We start from the raw sequence: 18,122 nt of genomic DNA on the forward strand, positions 1-18,122 counted from the left end.
CTGTACCGCCCGGTCACGCCGGAGGGGCGGGCGCCGCATCCGGCGCCCGCCCCTCCGCTCTTCCCGCGGCCGCGATCAGACCTTGGCGGACGTCTTCACCCTCTCGCCGTCCCGCGGTTCGGCGACCTCCGGGGTGGCCGGCTCGGTGGAGGCGTCGTCGGTCATCGTCTTCTCGTCGAACGGCAACCGGCCGGCCAGCACCTGAGCCACCCTGGCCTGGTCGATCTCCTTGGTCCAGGTGCCGATCAGGACGGTGGCCACCGCGTTGCCTGCGAAGTTGGTCAGGGCGCGCGCCTCGCTCATGAAACGGTCGATGCCGACGATCAGGCCCACGCCGTCGACCAGTTCGGGGCGGTGCGACTGCAGCCCGCCGGCCAGGGTCGCCAGGCCCGCGCCGGTGACGCCCGCCGCGCCCTTCGACGCGATGACCATGAACACCAGCAGCGAGATCTGCTGGCCGAGCGGCAGCGGCTTGCCCATCGCCTCGGCCACGAACAGCGAGGACATCGTCAGGTAGATGGCGGTGCCGTCGAGGTTGAAGCTGTAGCCGGTGGGGACGGTGATGCCGACCACCGGCCTGCCGACGCCCAGGTGCTCCATCTTCGCGATCAGCCGGGGCAGCGCCGACTCCGAGGAGGAGGTGGACAGGATCAGCAGGAACTCCCGGCCGAGGTACTTCAGCAGCCGGAAGATGCTGACCTTGGCGATCAGCCGGAGCAGCGTGCCGAGCACCACGATCACGAACAGCACACAGGTGGTGTAGAAGCCGACCATGATGACGGCCAGGGACTTCAGCGCGTCCAGGCCGGTCTCGCCGACCACCGCCGCGATGGCACCGAAGGCGCCCACCGGTGCCACCCACATGATCATGGCCAGCACCCGGAAGACCAGCTTCTGGAGGTGCCCCACACCGCGCAGCACCGGCTCACCGGCCGTGCCCAGCGCCTGCAGCCCGAAGCCGACCAGCAGCGCCACCAGCAGCGTCTGGAGCACCTGCTCCTGGGTGAAGGCGGAGACCAGGGTGGTGGGGATCATGCCGAGCAGGAAGTCGGACAGCGACTCCCCGCCGCCCCCGGTCTGGGCGTGGCCCGCGTGCCGGACGCTCTCGGTCAGATGGAGGCCGGATCCGGGGTCCAGCAGGTTGCCGACGACCAGGCCGATGGCCAGCGCCACGGTGGACATCACCATGAAGTAGCCGAGAGCCAGTCCGCCGACCGCACCGACCTTGGCGGCCTTCCGCACCGAGCCGACGCCCAGCACGATGGTGCAGAAGACGACCGGCGCGATCATCATCTTGATCAGGTTCACGAACCCGGTGCCGAGCGGCTTGAGCTGGACGGCGACACCGGGGGCGGCGAAGCCCACGATGATGCCGAGCAGTACCGCCCCGATCACGGCGATGTAGAGGAAGTGGGTCCGGTCCCGCTTCGCCGGCGCGGTCTCCTCGGTGGTGCCCCCGGACATCGGGGTCTGTGCAGCCACGGCTGCCTCCTCGGTCTACGGCTGTGCGCTGATCTGCGGCTCTGTCACACAACAAGTTCCGGCGACTATGCACGCCGCTGTGGCGCCCGTCACCCTTACGTACATTTCGTTCACGTAAAAGTGACCGCTCGGACGGTTCCGAAAGTCACCGTGCAGACTGTTCTGTATGCGACTCCCCCGACCCCGCCCGTCCCGGCGGCTGCGCGGTCCCCGCAGCCTCGCCGGGCAGCTCTTCGCCATGCAGGTGGTGCTGGTGGCGGTGGTCGTCGTGGGCTGCGTGCTCTTCGCGTACCTCAGCGCGGGACGGCAGGCGGAGGAGACCGCACGGCGGCAGGCGACGGCGGCCGCCACCGCCGTCGCCGACTCCCCGGCGGTGGTGGCCGCCGCGCGCACCAAGGACCCGACGGCCGCGCTCCAGCCGTACAGCGAGCGGCTGCGGCGCGATGCCGGTGTCGACTTCGTGGTGGTGATGGCCACGGACGGGACCCGCTGGACGCACCCCGAGCCGTCCGCGATCGGCAAGAAGTACCTGGGGCACATCGGCCCGGCGCTGCGCGGCACGGTCTTCCCCGAGACGCACATGGGGGTGCTCGGACCGTCCGTACGGGTCGTCGCCCCGGTCCATGATCCACGGCGCGGCGGCCGGATCACGGCCCTGGTCAGCTCCGGGATCACCATCGAGACGATCAGTGAGCAGCTGCGCAACCAGGTCCTGGCGCTGGTGGGCGTGGCCGCGGGGGCGCTGGCGCTCGGCGGCCTGGGGACGTATGTGATCAACGCCCGGCTGCGCCGGCACACCCATGGGATGAACGCGGCGGAGCTCAGCCGGATGCACGAGTACCACCAGGCCGCGCTGCACGCCGTGCGCGAGGGGCTCTTGATGCTCGACGGGCAGCGCCGGGTCGCCCTGATCAACGACGGCGGGCGGGAGCTGCTGGGGCTGTCGGACGACGCGGTGGGCCGTCTCGTCACCGAGCTGGGGCTGCCGGAGCCGCTGACCGAGGCGCTGCTGGCGTCCGGTCCCCGCGTCGACGAGCTGCAGCTGACCCGTGAACGGGTGCTGGTGGTCAACTCCGCGCCGGTCTCCGGCGGGGAGCGGCGCGGCAGCGTGGTCACCCTGCGCGATCACACCGAACTCCAGGCGCTGTCCGGGGAGTTGGACTCGGTACGCGGCTTCACCGAGGCGCTGCGCTCGCAGGCCCACGAGGCCGCCAACCGGCTGCACACCGTGGTCTCGCTGATCGAGCTGGGGCGGGCCGAGGAGGCCGTGGAGTTCGCGACCGCGGAGCTGGAACTCGCCCAGGCGCTGACCGATCAGGTCGTCGGCGCGGTCGCCGAGCCGGTGCTCGCCGCGCTGCTGCTCGGCAAGGCCGCGCAGGCCAACGAGCGGGGCGTCGAACTCACCCTGACCGCCGACAGCCGGATCGATGACGGGCTGCTGCCGCCCGGCCTGCCGGCCCGCGACCTGGTGACGGTGCTGGGCAATCTCCTCGACAACGCCCTCGACGCCGCCGCACCCACCCGGGAGCACACCGCCGCCGGGCCGCCGCGGGTGACCGTCACCGCGCGGGCGGACGGCGGCGAGCTGCTGTTGCGGGTGACCGACAGCGGCCCCGGGGTGTCCGCGGACGCCGCCGAAGAGATCTTCCGGCGGGGCTGGAGCACCAAGCAGAGCACGGCCGCGCCCGCCCGGGGCCGCGGTCTGGGCCTGGCCCTGGTCCAGCAGGCGGTACGCCGCAATGGCGGCACCGTCACCCTGGACCGGGCATCCGAAGGCGGCGCGCGGTTCACCATACGGCTGCCGCTGCGGACGGGCGCGCCGGCATGAACGAGGCCAGGGCCTGTCCCGGAGCGAGAGGAGGTGCCCGGTGACCCCCTCGGACATCCGGGTCCTCGTCGTCGAGGACGATCCGGTCGCGGCCGACGCACACGCCCTGTACGTGGGACGGGTGCCCGGCTTCACGGTCTCCGGCACCGTGCACTCCGGCGGCGACGCCCGCCGCCATCTCGACGCGCACGCCGTCGATCTGCTGCTGCTCGACCTCTATCTGCCCGACGGCCACGGGCTGCAGCTGGTCCGGACGCTGCGCGCGGCCGGCCACACCGCCGACATCATCGCGGTCACCTCCGCCCGGGATCTGACGATGGTGCGCGAGGGCGTCTCGCTCGGCGTGGTGCAGTACGTGCTGAAGCCGTTCACCTTCGCCACCCTGCGCGACCGGCTCACCCGCTATGCGGAGTTCCGCGCCACCACCGGCGAGGCCAGCGGGCAGGACGAGGTGGACCGGGCGATCGCGGCGCTGCGCGCACCGCGTCCGGCCGCGCTGCCCAAGGGGCTGACCGCGGCCACCCTGCGGGCGGTGACCGATGTGCTGCGGGCCGCCGGGAGCGGGCTGACGGCGACCGAGGCGGCCGCCGACGTGGGCATCTCCCGGATCACCGCCCGCCGTTATCTCGAACATCTGGTGGAGAGCGGCCGGGCCGCCCGCGCCCCCCAGTACGGCCAGGTCGGCCGCCCCGAATTGCGCTACCGGTGGTCGGGCCATTGACCGGCTGTGACCGGTGACTTACTTTCAGCAGGCAGCCCATCGTGGCCAGTTGGAGGTCGTGCCGTGCGCCCCACCGCCCCGCTGATTCTTCTCGCCGCCGCCGTCGTGGCCGCCGGCACGCTCACCGCCTGCGGCAGCGGGCCGGGGAGCGGCAGGGACACCGTCACAGTGGCCTTCATCAAGGACACCAACGGCAAGGTCACCGTCCGGGACGACTATGTCCGCCTCGTGGCCCGGCAGTTCGAGAAGCACCACCCCGGCAAGAAGGTCCGGCTGATCCCGATCCAGGCGTCGGAGAACGACTACTACACCAAGATCCAGCAGATGATGCGCTCCCCGCGGACCGCACCGGACCTGGTCTACGAGGACACCTTCCTGGTCAACTCCGACATCACGGCGGGCCTGTTGCGTCCGCTGGACGACCGCCTGCGCGCCTGGGAGGACTGGCGGCAGTTCGAGCCCGCCGCGAAGGCCGCGGCCAGGGGGCAGGACGGCAGGACCTACGGCGTCCCCGACGGCACGGACACCCGCGGGCTGTGGTTCAACAAGAAGATCTTCCACAAGGCCGGGCTGCCGGCCGACTGGCGGCCCGGGAACTGGGCCGAGGTGCTGGACGCGGCCCGGACCGTCAAGCGCAAGGTCCCCGGCGTCATCCCGCTGAACGTCTTCACCGGCAAGGGCGCGGGCGAGGCCGCCGTGATGCAGGGCTTCGAGATGCTGCTGTACGGCACCGGCGAGCACCAGCTCTACGATCCGGCGGCGAAGAAATGGGTCACCGGCACCCAGGGCTTCAAGGACAGCCTGAGCTTCCTCGACACGGTCTACCAGGAGAAGCTGGGGCCCGACGTCTCCGATGCGCTCAGCCCCACCATCCAGACCACGGTGGCCGCCGAACTGCTGCCGGAGGAGAAGCTCGCCATCGACCTCGACGGCTCGTGGCTGGGCCAGCAGTGGCAGAAGACGGGCGGCGGCAACCCCTGGCCCGCCTGGTCGGCCACGCTGGGCCAGGCGCCGTTCCCCACCCAGCGCGGCACCCCGCCCGGCAAGGTCAGCCTGTCCGGCGGCTGGACCTGGTCGGTGCCGCGCAAGGCCCGGCAGCCCGAGTTGGCCTGGCAGCTGATCAAGACCTTCCAGTCGAAGCCGAACGCCCTGGAATGGTGCGTACGGGGCGCCCAGATCACGGTGCGCAAGGACGTCGCGGCCGACCCGCGCTACCGGACCTCGGTGCCCGGCATCGGCTTCTTCACCGGTCTGGTCAAGATCAGCACGTACCGGCCCGCGCTGCCCGAATACCCCCGGGTCGCCTCGGCGATCGGTGAGGCGATGGAGGCGGTCACCGCCGGTGACTTTGCACCGGCCGAGGCGGCCGCGGACTACGACACGGCGCTGGCGTCCCTCGTCGGCGGCCGGACCGTCGCCAGACCGTGAGCGGCGCCGCCGCAGGTGCGGCCCGCGCCCGGACGCCCGGCGCCCGTTCGCGCGCGGCGTGGGCACCCGTCTGCTGCGCTGGTCCCCGCTTCTCCCGGCCACCGTCCTGCTGCTGCTCTTTCTCCTCGGCCCCATCGGCTACTGCGTCTACCTCGCCTTCACCGACACCCAGCTGACCGGCCAGGAGTCGGCGTCCTTCGTCGGACTGGCCAACTTCCGGCACGCCTTCGGCGATCCGGCCTTCCGCAACGCCGTGGTACTGACCCTGGTGTTCACCGTGCTGTCCGCGCTCGTCGGGCAGAACACCCTGGGTCTCGCGCTGGCCGGTCTGCTGCGCCGCGCCTCGCGGCCCGTACGGTCGCTGGCCGGGGCCACGGTGATCTGCGCCTGGGTGCTCCCGGAGATCGTCGCGGGCTTTGTGCTCTACACCTTCTTCGCGCGGCGCGGCACCCTCAACGCCCTGCTGGAATGGCTCCATCTGCCCACCCAGAACTGGCTGTTCACGCTGCCCGTCCTGGCCGTGTCGTTCGCCAACGTGTGGCGCGGCACGGCCTTCTCGATGCTGATCTACTCCGCGGCGCTCGCCGAGATCCCCCAGGAGGTCACCGAGTCCGCCGAGGTCGACGGCGCGGACGGGCTGCGGCGGCTGTGGCACATCACCCTGCCGATGATCCGCCGCTCCATCGGCACCACCCTGATGCTCAACACCCTCCAGACGCTGTCCGTCTTCGGGCTGATCTGGGTGATGACGCGGGGCGGGCCGGGAGGCCGCAGCCAGACCCTGCCGGTGTTCATGTACGACCAGGCGTTCCTGAAGTCCCTGATCGGCTACGGCACCGCGGTGGCGCTGCTGTTGCTGCTGGTGGGGGCGGTGTTCTCGGCGGTGTATCTGCGCCTGCTGCGCGAGGAGGTCTGAGCCGTGCCGCTCTCCCGCCGCCGACGAAGGCGGTTGGCCGCCGATGCCGGGCTGCTGGCCGTCGCGACGGCCTTCGCGCTTCCGCTGCTCTGGCTGGTGCTGTCGTCGCTGGACACGGAGGCGACGCTGCGGGTGCGGCTGCCGAGGTCCCTGTCGCCCGACAACTTCTCGGCGGTGCTGACCGACGAGATCACCTTCACGCCCCTGCGCAACAGCCTGCTGATCTGCGGTGGCGCGACCCTGCTCACGGTCCTCTGCGCGGCGCTCGCCGCCTATCCGCTCTCCCGCTTCCGTTCGCGCTTCGCCCGCCCGTACCTGCTGACGATCCTGTTCGCCACCTGCCTGCCGATCACCGCGGTCATGGTTCCGGTCTACGGGCTCTTCGTGCGGGTCAACCTGATCGACACCACCTACGGCACCGCGCTGTTCCTGGCCGCCGCCCAACTCCCCTTCGCCATCTGGCTGATGAAGAACTTCATGGACGGGGTCCCGAAGGTGCTGGAGGAGGCGGCCTGGACGGACGGCGCCTCCTGGCGGCAGACCCTGCTGCGGGTGATTCTGCCGCTGATGGGCCCCGGCGTCGGCGTCGTCGCCGTCTACACCTTCATCATGATGTGGGGGAATTTCTTTGTGCCCTTCATGCTGCTGCTCTCCCCGGAACAACTGCCCGCCTCCGTGAGCGTTTTCTCCTTCTTCGGCAATTACGGCGCCGTCGCCTTCGGTGAACTGGCGGCATTCTCCATCCTTTACTCGGCACCGGTCCTCGTGCTGTACCTCCTGATTTCCCGGCGGCTCGGCGGCGGTTTTGCGCTCGGCGGCGCGGTGAAAGGCTGACCGGAGACCGGCGGACGAAGACCGGTGACGAAAACCCTCAGGACCGCACGGAAAACCGGCCGGCTGGTGGTTTCCTACGAGCCTCGGGCTTGGGTATCCGCACCATAGGTGCGCGACCGGGCCGTCACTTACCGTGTGCCGGTGCATACGCAAGGCGGACAGCCCCGCAGACCCCCTTTTCACGCCGAGGCCGCCCGCCGGCTCCGCGAGGCCCTGGGGATGGCCCCGGCCCATGTCGCCTACGGAATCCGGGCCGCTTTCGGCATACCGGTTTCGCCGGCGACGGTGGAGTCCTGGGAAAGGGGGGAGGGCGCCCCCACGGAAGCCGAACTGACCGCGCTGGCCGGTGCCCTGTGGTGCGCGCCGGGCGATCTGCTCGGCGCACCGGACACCCTGCGCGAGTACCGCCTGGCGCGCGGCCTCGCCCCGGCGGACCTCGCGCTGCGCATCGGCATGGACCGGGCCGCGTACGAGCGCCTGGAGGCCGGCGGGAGATGGAGCGGCAGCGACCGGCAGGCCGCGGCGCTCGCCGAGGCGCTGGCTCTGCCACTGCCCGCGCTGATCCGCTTCACCGGGCAGGACGGCCGGCTGACCGAGCTGCTGACCAGCGCCGCCACCACCCGCTGGCAGGCCTACGTCCGGCCGGTCGGCAAGGTCGTACCGCTGTCCGGACCGCAGCTCCGGGTCGTCCTGCGGGAGCTGCACGGCGTGTATCAGGCGACCATGACCGCTACGCTCAACTGGGGCGGCTCGGAAAGCGCCGAGGAATCCGGCAGGGCGGGACGTGCGTTTCTCGACGGCATCCTGGCGGAATTCTGGGGCCGGGTCGGCGAGAAGCGGCCCTGAGAATCCCCTCCCTCCGCTCCCGGGCCTCAGGGGCATCCCCGAGACGCCCCGTCGGCCCCAAGTCGGACGGCCGTCCGTCCAGAGAATGACGCCGGGGGTGCTGATGGAACTTCCGGCCGGTGCGGCTTTCGGTCCTTGCGGCCGAGGCGCACGGCGCCCTCTGCCTTCGAGAATGGGGACATCGAAACGTCCGTCCTTCTCCAGGAGTTCCCCGTGTCCCACCCGGCCGCCTTTCCCGCCCCCACTCGCGCCGGCGCTGCCGTCGCCGCCCGTGCCACGGACCTGAGCAAGGTCTACGGCCAGGGGGAGACCCGTGTGGTCGCGCTGGACTCCGTCTCGGTCGAGTTCGGCAAGGCCAGGTTCACCGCGATCATGGGGCCGTCCGGCTCCGGCAAGTCGACGCTGATGCACTGCATGGCCGGACTGGACGCGATCTCGTCCGGCTCGGCCCGGATCGGCGACGTGGAGCTGTCCTCGCTGAACGACAAGCAGCTCACGCGGCTGCGCCGGGACAAGATCGGCTTCATCTTCCAGGCGTTCAACCTGCTGCCGACGCTGAGCGCGCTGGAGAACATCACGCTGCCGATGGACATCGCCGGCCGTAAGCCGGACCGGGAGTGGGTCAGCCGTGTCATCGAGACGGTCGGCCTGTCCGGGCGGCTGTCGCACCGGCCGGCCCAGCTCTCCGGCGGCCAGCAGCAGCGGGTGGCGGTCGCGCGGGCGCTGGCCGCCCAGCCGGAGATCATCTTCGCCGACGAGCCGACCGGCAACCTCGACTCCCGCTCGGGCGCCGAAGTACTCGGCTTCCTGCGGGAGTCGGTGCGGGCGATGCAGCAGACGGTCGTGATGGTCACTCATGACCCGGTCGCCGCGGGCTATGCGGACCGGGTGGTCTTCCTCGCCGACGGCCATATCGTCGAGGAGCTGCACGAGCCGACCGCGGACACCGTCCTGGACCGGATGCGGCTCTTCGAAGCCAAGGGACGTACGAGCTGACGCCCGGCACACCGCACCACCGCGCTCCCCGGCGCGCTGCCCTTCATCCCGAGCCACCGGACCAGGACTGACACCACCACCATGCTGCGAACCGCCCTGCGCAACGTGCTTGCGCACAAAGCCCGATTGATGATGACCGCACTCGCGGTCCTGCTCGGCGTCGCCTTCGTCGCCGGCACCCTCATCTTCAGTGACACCGTCGGCTCGGCCGTCAAGAAGGCGTCCGAGAAGAACCTCGACGGCGTGGCCGTCTCCGTCCAGGCCCAGGCCGGCGACAACACCCCGGACATCGGCAAGGACGGCAAGCGGACCACCCTTGTCGACGACAAGCTGGCGGACACCGTTCGCGCACTGCCCGGCGTGCAGTCCGTACGCCGCAACGTCATCGGCACGGCCACCGTCGCCGGCCCGGACAATGTGCCGCTCGGCAACGACTGGCAGAACCTCGCCGCCAACTTCCAGCCGGACAAGGACGGCTACGACGCCCGCTACCCGCTGATGCAGGGCCGCGGACCGACCGCCGACGACGAGATCGCACTGGACGAGGCGACCGCGAAGGCGTCCGGCCGCAAGATCGGTGACTCCGTGCGGCTCGCCACCGACGGCCCGGTGCTGACGAAGCGGCTGGTCGGCATCGTCACCACCGACGACCCGCAGGTGACCGCGGGCGGCAGCCTGACGCTCTTCGACACCGCCACCGCGCAGAAGCTGTTCGTGCACCCCGGTCAGTTCGACGAGCTGGTCATCGGTGCCGCGCCCGGCGCCGATCAGCAGGCACTGACCGCCAAGATCCGCGAGGTGCTGCCGAAGAACCGCGCCACGGCGACCAGCGGCACCGAGCTCGCCGCCGCGCAGTCCGAGAGGGTCGCCGGCCAGAACAAGGCTCTGACCCAGACGCTGCTGACCTTCGCCGGGATCGCGCTGTTCGTCGGCGTCTTCATCATCGCCAACACCTTCACCATGCTGATCTCCCAGCGCAGCCGGGAGATCGCCCTGATGCGCGCGATCGGCGCCTCCCGCCGTCAGGTCGTGCGCTCGGTACTCGCGGAGGCGGCCCTGCTGGGCCTGATCTCGTCGGCCGTCGGATTCACGCTGGGCATCGGCCTCGCCGTGGGGCTGCGGGCGGTACTCGAAGCCAATGGCGCGGGCTTCCCGGCCGGACCGGTCGTCATCAGCCCGGCCGCGGTGCTCTCCGCGCTCGGCGTGGGCGTCGTGGTGACCGTACTGGCCGCCTGGCTGCCGTCCCGCAAGGCGGCGAAGATCGCCCCCGTGGAGGCGCTCAGCACCGTCGAGGCGCCGCCGGCACTGCGCAGCCTGGTGCTCCGCAACTCCCTCGGCGCGGTCATCACCGGCCTCGGCATCGCGACCATGTGCTACGTCTCCACGCTGAAGAAGGCCGACGACCTGCCGATCGCGATGGTGGGCGGAATGCTGACGCTGACCGGCGTCATCATCCTCGCGCCGCTGCTGTCCCGGCCGCTGGTCTCACTGGCGGGCATCGTCACCACCCGGCTCTTCGGCATCAGCGGCAAGCTGGCCAAGGAGAACACGCTGCGCAACCCCCGCCGTACGGCGGCGACCGCTTCGGCGCTGATGATCGGCCTCACCCTGATCACCGGTATGACGGTCGTCGGGAACTCGGCCCGGCAGGCCATGGACAAGATGACGGCCCAGGGGCTGAAGGCCGACTACAAGATCGGGACCACGTCCTCCGCTCTGGACCCCAAGCTGTCGCAGAAGGTGGCGGACATCCCGGGCGTCGAGGCGGCGGTTCCGCTGCGCAATACGGGCTTCGAGACCCCTGAATCCATCATGGGCCTGATGGGCACCGACCTCAGCACGATCGGCAAGGTCGCCCACCTGGACTTCACCAGCGGTTCGTTGGCGGGTGCCAAAGGCAACGACATCGCGGTCTCCCAGGAGATGGCCAAGAAGAAGGGCTGGCACACCGGCGAGACCCTGGACGCCACCTTCTTCGACAAGAAGAAGGCGAAGCTCAAGATCGTCGGAATCTACGCGGACAACCAGCTGGTCGGCGACTCGATCGGTGCCGCCTCGCTGGCAGCACCGCACCAGCTCGTGCCGACGGTCGAGACACTGCTGGTGAAGGCCCAAAACGGCCCGTCGGAGGGGCTGGAGAAGCAGATCCGGCACGCCCTCGGCGACAGCCCGCTGCTGAAGGTCCAGGACCACGCCGCGCTGCGCAAGGAGAACGCCGGGAGCATCGACATGGTGGTCAACGTCTCCTACGGGCTGCTGGGCATGGCCGTCATCATCGCGGTGGTGGGCGTCGTCAACACCCTGGCCATGTCGGTCTTCGAACGGACCCGCGAGATCGGGATGCTGCGGGCGATCGGCCTGGCCCGCAGCGGCATCAAGCAGATGGTCCGGCTGGAGTCGGTGGTCATCGCGCTGTTCGGCGCGGGCCTGGGCATCGCGGTGGGCATCTTCTGCTCCTGGGCCACCGGCAACCTGGTCAGCCAGGGCCTGCCCACCTACGAGCTGCTGCTGCCCTGGGGCCGGCTCGCGCTGTTCGTACTGATCGCGGCGGCCGTGGGCATGCTGGCCGCGCTGTGGCCGGCCCGCCGGGCGGCCCGGCTGAACATGCTGGAGGCCATCGGCGCCCAGTGACCCCCTGACCGCCACCCCCCACAAAGGCGGCGCGCCTGCCCTCGACAGAGGACAGGCGCGCCGTTGGCGTTTCAGGGAAGCCGTTGGTGCTTCAGGGAAGCCGTTGGCGTTTCAGGGAAGCCGTTGGTGCTTCCCTGAAAGCAGCGGGACTCAGAAGACCGACTCGGCCTCGTCCATCCGCCACTCGGGCACCGTCTTGAGTTCGGTGACCGCCTCGTGCAGCGGCACCATCGTGATATCGGTGCCGCGCAGCGCGGTCATCCGGCCGAAGTCGCCGCGGTGCGCGGCCTCGACGGCGTGCCAGCCGAAGCGGGTGGCGAGCACCCGGTCGTACGCGGTGGGGGTGCCGCCGCGCTGGACGTGGCCGAGGATGACCGGGCGGGCCTCCTTGCCGAGGCGCTTCTCCAGCTCGACGGCGAGGTGGTTGCCGATGCCGGTGAACCGCTCATGGCCGAACTGGTCGATCGCGCCCTTCTTGTAGTCCATGGTCTCCTCGGCCGGGTGGGCACCCTCGGCGACACAGACGACCGCGAACTTCTTGCCCCGGGCGAACCGCTCCTCGACCATCGTGACCAGGTCGTTCACATCGAAGGGACGCTCCGGCAGGCAGATGCCGTGGGCGCCGCCGGCCATCCCGGACTCCAGCGCGATCCAGCCGGCGTGCCGTCCCATCACCTCGACGACCATGACGCGCTGGTGCGACTCCGCGGTGGTCTTGAGGCGGTCGATCGCCTCCGTCGCGACGCCGACGGCGGTGTCGAAGCCGAAGGTGCGGTCGGTGGAGGAGATGTCGTTGTCGATGGTCTTGGGGACGCCGACGACCGGCATCCCGGCGTCCGCCAGCATCCGGGCGGCGGTGAGGGTGCCCTCGCCGCCGATCGGGATCAGGACGTCGATGCCGTAGTCCTTGGAGAGGTCCTTGGACTTCTCGCAGGCCTCGCGGAGCCGGTTGCGTTCCAGCCGGGACGAGCCGAGGATGGTGCCACCACGGGCCAGGATGCCGCTGACCGCCTCGAGGTCGAGCTTGCGGTAGCGGCCTTCGAGCAGTCCCTTGAAGCCGTCCTCGAAACCTATGACCTCGTCACCGTGTCCGGTGAGGGCTCGGTGGACAACAGACCGGATCACAGCGTTCAGACCAGGGCAGTCGCCGCCTGCGGTGAGGACTCCGATACGCATCGTGCTGTGTCTCCTGTGCTCGCTGTTGGTTCGTGTGAGCCGGTCCGATTGTTTCACGGGCCGGCCCGCCCTCCTCCTCCACGGACCTCACCCCCACTGTCCTCGCCCGGGCTCCGCAAGGGAAACTGGGAGAGCGACTTATCCATACACGCAGGTATTGTCAAGAGGGGCACGCCCACAATAACGGCTTATTTTGACCTTGTGGCCATCGATTGGATCGGAGAGCGCGCGTGACGCGGAGCGTGTACGTGACCGGTATCGACCGCGGCGACGGCCGCCAGGTCGTCGAGCTGGGGGTCATGGAGCTGCTGACCCGCCATGTCGACCGGGTAGGGGTCTTCCGCCCGCTGACCCACGGCGACGGGCCCGACCGATTGTTCGACCTGCTGCGGTCCCGCTACCGGCTCACCCAGTCCCCCGAGACCGTGTACGGCCTCAGCTACGACGAGGCCTCCGCCCTCCAGGCCGAACGCGGCACCGACGAGCTGGTCTCCCGGCTCGTCGACCGCTTTCATGCCGTGGCCAGGGACTACGAGTACGTCCTGGTCCTCGGCTCGGACTTCGCCGCCACCAGCCTCCCGGCCGAGCTGAACCTCAACGCACGGCTCGCCAACGAATTCGGCGCCGCCGTGCTGGCCGTCGTGGGCGGCCAGGGCCAGGAGGCGGAGTCCGTGCGCGCCGAGGCCCGCAACGCTTACGGCGCCTACCACTCGCTGGGCTGCGATGTCGTGGCCGTGGTCGTCAACCGGGTGGCCCCCGAGCACCGCGAGGCGGTCGCCGACCGGCTCTCCGCGCGGCTCCCCGTGCCCTGCTACGCGCTCCCCGAGGACGGCTCGCTCTCCGCGCCGACCGTCGGCCAGATCGTGCACACCCTCGGTGCCGAGGTGCTGCTCGGCGACGACTCGGGCCTCGCCAGGGACGCCAGGGACTTCGTCTTCGGCGGCGCCATGCTGCCGACCTTCCTCAAGGCGCTGACCCCCGGCGCTCTCGTGGTGACCCCCGGAGACCGGGCGGACCTGGTCATCGGCTCGCTCGCCGCGCACAGCGCCGGTGCCCCGCCGATCGCCGGGGTGCTGCTCACCCTGGACGAGCGGCCCGGCCCCGACATCATGGCGCTGGCCGCCCGGCTCGCCCCCGGCACCCCGGTGGTCTCCGTACCCGGCGGCTCCTTCCCGACCGCGGGCGAGCTGTTCGCGATCGAGGGCAAGCTGAACGCCGCCTCGCCGCGCAAGGCGGAGACCGCGCTCGGCCTGTTCGAGCGGCATGTGGACACCGTGGAGCTGACGAACCGCATCTCCGTCGCCCGCTCCGGCCGGGTCACGCCGATGATGTTCGAGCACGAGCTGATCGAGCGCTCCCGCTCCGGCCGCCGCCGGGTGGTCCTCCCCGAGGGGAGCGAGGAGCGGGTGCTGCGCGCCGCCGACGTGCTGCTGCGCCGCGATGTCTGCGATCTGACCCTGCTGGGCGAGGAGGAGGCGATCCGCAAGCGCGCCGCCGATCTCGCCATCGACCTGGCGGGCGCCCAGATCATCGACCCGCAGACCTCCGAGCTGCGCGAGCGGTTCGCCGAGCGCTACGCCGCGCTGCGCGCCCACAAGGGCGTCAGCATCGAGCTGGCCTTCGACGTGGTCGCGGACGTCTCCTACTTCGGCACCCTGATGGTCCAGGAGGGCCTGGCCGACGGCATGGTCTCCGGCGCGGTGCACTCCACCGCCGCCACCATCCGGCCCGCCTTCGAGATCATCAAGACCAAGCCGGGCGCCCAGATCGTGTCCTCGGTGTTCTTCATGTGCCTGGCCGACCGGGTCCTGGTCTACGGCGACTGCGCGGTCAACCCGGACCCGAACGCCGAGCAGCTGGCGGACATCGCCATCCAGTCGGCCACCACCGCCGCCCAGTTCGGCGTCGAGCCGCGGATCGCGATGCTGTCGTACTCCACCGGCACCTCCGGCTCCGGCGCGGACGTCGACAAGGTCCGCAAGGCCACCGAGATCGTCCGCGAGCTGCGCCCCGACCTGCTGGTCGAGGGCCCGATCCAGTACGACGCGGCGGTGGACGCGGCGGTCGCGCAGACCAAGCTCCCCGAATCCGACGTGGCCGGCAAGGCCACCGTGCTGATCTTCCCGGACCTCAACACCGGCAACAACACCTACAAGGCCGTGCAGCGCTCGGCCGGTGCGGTCGCCGTCGGCCCGGTCCTGCAGGGGCTGCGCAAGCCGGTCAACGACCTCTCGCGCGGCGCCCTGGTCCAGGACATCGTGAACACCGTGGCCATCACCGCCATCCAGGCACAGGGCGCCCGTCCCGGCGCCGGCCACACCGCCTGACCCGGCCGCTCCCCCGTCCCCGCCCCCCATCGGAAAGCGCTCCATGACTGCCACCGGCACCCGCGTCCTCGTCCTCAATTCCGGCTCCTCGTCGGTGAAGTACCAGCTGCTCGACATGACCGACGGCACTCGGCTCGCCGCCGGCCTGGTCGAGCGGATCGGTGAGGAGACCTCGCGCCTGACCCACACCCCGCTGGCCACCGGGAGCGACAAGCGCGAGACCGAAGGCCCGATCGCCGACCACGAGGCCGCGCTGAAGGCCGTCGCCGCCGAGCTGTCCGCCGACGGCCTCGGCCTCGACTCCCCGCAGCTGGCCGCGATCGGGCACCGGGTGGTGCACGGCGGGCTGAAGTTCACCGAGCCAACCCTGATCGACCACGCGGTGCTCCAGGAGATCGAGCGGCTGGTGCCGGTCGCCCCGCTGCACAACCCGGCCAACATCACCGGCATCCGCACCGCCCGCGCGCTGCGCCCCGACCTGCCGCAGGTCGCGGTCTTCGACACCGCCTTCCACACCACGATGCCGGAGCACGCGGCCCGCTACGCCATCGACGTGGAGACCGCCGACGCCCACCGCATCCGCCGCTACGGCTTCCACGGCACCTCGCACGCCTATGTCTCCCGCAAGACCGCGGCGCTGCTGGGCAAGGACCCCTCTGAGGTCAACGTCATCGTGCTCCACCTGGGCAACGGAGCCTCCGCCTCGGCGGTGGCCGGCGGCAGCTGCGTGGACACCTCGATGGGGCTGACGCCGCTGGAGGGCCTGGTCATGGGCACCCGCTCCGGCGACATCGACCCGGCGGTCACCTTCCACCTCAAGCGGGTGGCGGGGATGTCGACGGACGAGATCGACACCCTGCTCAACAAGAAGAGCGGCCTGATCGGGCTGTGCGGCGACAACGACATGCGGGAGATCCGGCGCCGGATCGACGAGGGCGACGAGCGCGCCGCGCTCGCCTTCGACATCTACATCCACCGGCTGAAGAAGTACATCGGCGCCTACAGCGCGGTGCTCGGCCGGGTCGACGCGGTGGCGTTCACCGCGGGCGTCGGGGAGAACGCCGCCCCGGTGCGCGAGGCCGCCGTCGCGGGCCTGGAAGAGATGGGGATGGCCGTGGACGCCTCGCTCAACGCCGTACGGTCCGGCGAACCCCGGCTGATCTCGCCGGAGTACGCCCGGGTTGCGGTCGCCGTGGTGCCCACGGACGAGGAGCTGGAGATCGCCCAGCAGACATATGCCCTGGTCAGCGCCTAGGTCTCGGTGTTTCCGCCTACCGAAATATTCCGCCGCTAAACAAACCGATAGGATTCCGCCCATGCGCCGTTCCAAAATCGTCTGCACCCTGGGCCCCGCCGTCGACTCCTACGACCAGCTGAAGACGCTGATCGAGGCCGGCATGAATGTGGCCCGTTTCAACATGAGCCATGGGACCCAGCCGGAGCACGAGGAGCGGTACCACCGCCTTCGCAAGGCCTCCGAGGAGACCGGTCGCGCGGTCGGCGTGCTGGCCGACCTCCAGGGCCCCAAGATCCGTCTGGAGACCTTCGCCGACGGCCCCGTGGAGCTGGTGCGCGGCGACGAGTTCGTCATCACCACCGAGGACGTCCCCGGCGACCGGACCATCTGCGGTACGACCTACAAGGGCCTGCCCGGCGATGTGTCCAAGGGCGACCCGGTCCTGATCAACGACGGCAATGTCGCCCTGCAGGTCGTCGAGGTCGACGGCCCCCGGGTGCGCACCATCGTCATCGAGGGCGGGGTCATCTCCGACCACAAGGGCATCAACCTGCCCGGTGCCGCGGTGAACGTCCCCGCGCTGTCCGGGAAGGACATCGAAGACCTCAAGTTCGCCCTGCGGATGGGCTGCGACATGGTCGCGCTGTCCTTCGTGCGGGACGCCAAGGACGTCCAGGACGTGCACCGCGTCATGGACGAGGTGGGCCGCCGGGTCCCGGTCATCGCCAAGGTCGAGAAGCCGCAGGCGGTCGCCAACATGCAGGAGGTCGTGATGGCCTTCGACGCCGTCATGGTCGCCCGTGGTGACCTGGCGGTGGAGTACCCGCTGGAGAAGGTCCCGATGGTGCAGAAGCGCCTGGTGGAGCTGTGCCGCAGGAACGCCAAGCCGGTGATCGTGGCGACCCAGATGATGGAGTCCATGATCACCAACTCCCGGCCGACCCGCGCCGAGGCGTCCGATGTCGCCAACGCCATCCTCGACGGCGCCGACGCGGTGATGCTCTCCGCGGAGTCGTCCGTCGGCGCCTATCCGATCGAGACCGTCAAGACGATGTCGAAGATCGTCGAGGCGGCCGAGGAGGAACTGCTCTCCAAGGGCCTGCAGCCGCTGGTGCCCGGCAAGAAGCCGCGCACCCAGGGCGGTTCGGTGGCCCGCGCGGCGTGCGAGATGGCCGACTTCCTGGACGGCAAGGCGCTGATCGCCTTCACCAAGTCCGGTGACACCGCCCGCCGCCTCTCCCGTTACCGGGCGGCCCAGCCCATCCTGGCCTTCACCACCGAGGCGTCCACCCGCAACCAGCTCACGCTGAGCTGGGGCGTCGACGCCTTCGTCGTGCCGCACGTCGACAACACCGACGCGATGGTCGACCTGGTGGACGCCGAACTGCTCAAGCTCAAGCGCTACAGCCAGGGCGACACCATGCTGATCACCGCCGGTTCGCCCCCCGGCGTCCCCGGCACCACCAACATGGTCCGGGTGCACCACCTCGGCGGCGAGCCCTCCTGACGCCCCCGGCACACGAAACGGCGGGGGGGGGGCCCCCCGCCGGGGGGGGCCCCCCCCCCGGGGGGGGGGGGGCCGGCGGGGGGGGGGGGCCCCCCCCCCCCCCCGGGGTAAACGCCCGGGGGGGGGGGGGGGGGGGGGGTGAAAACCCCCGGCCGCCCACGGGGGGGGGGCTGGAACGCCCGGCCCCCCCCGC

The 18,122-nt window shown here is 70.8% G+C and carries 13 protein-coding genes; 11 read left to right on the forward strand and 2 right to left on the reverse strand.

Going from position 1 to position 18,122, the window contains the following annotated elements:
* Nucleotides 1-75 precede the first annotated feature (75 nt).
* Nucleotides 76-1,464, reverse strand: coding sequence for a cation:dicarboxylate symporter family transporter (locus ACGFR7_RS18960; RefSeq protein WP_393320195.1), 1,389 nt, complete (start codon nt 1,462-1,464; stop codon nt 76-78).
* A 184-nt stretch (nt 1,465-1,648) separates the two neighbouring features.
* Between ACGFR7_RS18960 and ACGFR7_RS18965 the strand changes: the two genes are divergently transcribed.
* The 8 genes from ACGFR7_RS18965 to ACGFR7_RS19000 all read left to right on the forward strand — a co-directional run bounded on the left by ACGFR7_RS18965 (nt 1,649) and on the right by ACGFR7_RS19000 (nt 11,682).
* Nucleotides 1,649-3,310: an ATP-binding protein gene (locus tag ACGFR7_RS18965; RefSeq protein WP_393320136.1), complete on the forward strand. Its 1,662-nt coding sequence runs from the start codon at nt 1,649-1,651 to the stop codon at nt 3,308-3,310.
* A 40-nt stretch (nt 3,311-3,350) separates the two neighbouring features.
* Nucleotides 3,351-4,031: a response regulator gene (locus tag ACGFR7_RS18970; protein WP_393320139.1), complete on the forward strand. Its 681-nt coding sequence runs from the start codon at nt 3,351-3,353 to the stop codon at nt 4,029-4,031.
* A gap of 63 nt (nt 4,032-4,094) precedes the next feature.
* Nucleotides 4,095-5,459: an extracellular solute-binding protein gene (locus ACGFR7_RS18975; RefSeq protein ID WP_393320142.1), complete on the forward strand. Its 1,365-nt coding sequence runs from the start codon at nt 4,095-4,097 to the stop codon at nt 5,457-5,459.
* A gap of 58 nt (nt 5,460-5,517) precedes the next feature.
* A complete protein-coding gene (locus ACGFR7_RS18980; RefSeq protein ID WP_393320145.1) occupies nt 5,518-6,375 on the forward strand; it encodes a carbohydrate ABC transporter permease in 858 nt (285 codons plus the stop codon).
* 3 nt (nt 6,376-6,378) lie between these two features.
* Entirely contained in the window at nt 6,379-7,209 is an 831-nt protein-coding gene (locus ACGFR7_RS18985; RefSeq protein ID WP_393320148.1) for a carbohydrate ABC transporter permease, read from the forward strand.
* 135 nt (nt 7,210-7,344) lie between these two features.
* Nucleotides 7,345-8,055 carry a helix-turn-helix domain-containing protein gene (locus ACGFR7_RS18990; RefSeq protein WP_393320151.1) on the forward strand — a complete coding sequence of 237 codons (711 nt, stop codon included), beginning with the start codon at nt 7,345-7,347 and terminating at the stop codon, nt 8,053-8,055.
* A 213-nt stretch (nt 8,056-8,268) separates the two neighbouring features.
* The gene (locus tag ACGFR7_RS18995; protein WP_393320154.1) at nt 8,269-9,051 is read left to right on the forward strand and encodes an ABC transporter ATP-binding protein; all 783 of its coding nucleotides are present in this window, start codon (nt 8,269-8,271) and stop codon (nt 9,049-9,051) included.
* Nucleotides 9,052-9,132: 81 nt separating this feature from the next.
* Entirely contained in the window at nt 9,133-11,682 is a 2,550-nt protein-coding gene (locus ACGFR7_RS19000; RefSeq protein ID WP_393320156.1) for an ABC transporter permease, read from the forward strand.
* Between the two features lie 150 nt (nt 11,683-11,832).
* Here ACGFR7_RS19000 and ACGFR7_RS19005 read toward each other — a convergent pair whose 3' ends face one another.
* On the reverse strand, nt 11,833-12,858 hold the full coding sequence (locus ACGFR7_RS19005; RefSeq protein ID WP_393320159.1) for an ATP-dependent 6-phosphofructokinase: 1,026 nt from the start codon (nt 12,856-12,858) through the stop codon (nt 11,833-11,835).
* 230 nt (nt 12,859-13,088) lie between these two features.
* Here ACGFR7_RS19005 and pta point away from each other — a divergent pair, with 230 nt between their 5' ends.
* The 3 genes from pta to pyk all read left to right on the forward strand — a co-directional run bounded on the left by pta (nt 13,089) and on the right by pyk (nt 17,929).
* A complete protein-coding gene (pta, locus tag ACGFR7_RS19010; protein ID WP_393320161.1) occupies nt 13,089-15,185 on the forward strand; it encodes a phosphate acetyltransferase in 2,097 nt (698 codons plus the stop codon).
* Between the two features lie 43 nt (nt 15,186-15,228).
* Complete coding sequence (locus ACGFR7_RS19015) at nt 15,229-16,440, forward strand: acetate kinase (RefSeq protein WP_393320164.1); 1,212 nt, start codon at nt 15,229-15,231, stop codon at nt 16,438-16,440.
* A gap of 61 nt (nt 16,441-16,501) precedes the next feature.
* The gene (gene pyk / locus ACGFR7_RS19020; protein WP_393320166.1) at nt 16,502-17,929 is read left to right on the forward strand and encodes a pyruvate kinase; all 1,428 of its coding nucleotides are present in this window, start codon (nt 16,502-16,504) and stop codon (nt 17,927-17,929) included.
* Nucleotides 17,930-18,122: the final 193 nt, after the last annotated feature.

Source organism: Streptomyces sp. NPDC048516 (assembly GCF_043199875.1).
Taxonomy (GTDB): Bacteria; Actinomycetota; Actinomycetes; order Streptomycetales; family Streptomycetaceae; genus Streptomyces.

What these genes read in the sequence shown, in the direction of transcription:
- ACGFR7_RS18960 (WP_393320195.1), bottom strand. Translation starts at nt 1,464, where the DNA reads ATGTCCGGGGGCACCACCGAGGAGACCGCGCCGGCGAAGCGGGACCGG.
- ACGFR7_RS18965 (WP_393320136.1), top strand. Translation starts at nt 1,649, where the DNA reads ATGCGACTCCCCCGACCCCGCCCGTCCCGGCGGCTGCGCGGTCCCCGC.
- ACGFR7_RS19000 (WP_393320156.1), top strand. Translation starts at nt 9,133, where the DNA reads ATGCTGCGAACCGCCCTGCGCAACGTGCTTGCGCACAAAGCCCGATTG.
- ACGFR7_RS19005 (WP_393320159.1), bottom strand. Translation starts at nt 12,858, where the DNA reads ATGCGTATCGGAGTCCTCACCGCAGGCGGCGACTGCCCTGGTCTGAAC.
- ACGFR7_RS19015 (WP_393320164.1), top strand. Translation starts at nt 15,229, where the DNA reads ATGACTGCCACCGGCACCCGCGTCCTCGTCCTCAATTCCGGCTCCTCG.
- pyk (WP_393320166.1), top strand. Translation starts at nt 16,502, where the DNA reads ATGCGCCGTTCCAAAATCGTCTGCACCCTGGGCCCCGCCGTCGACTCC.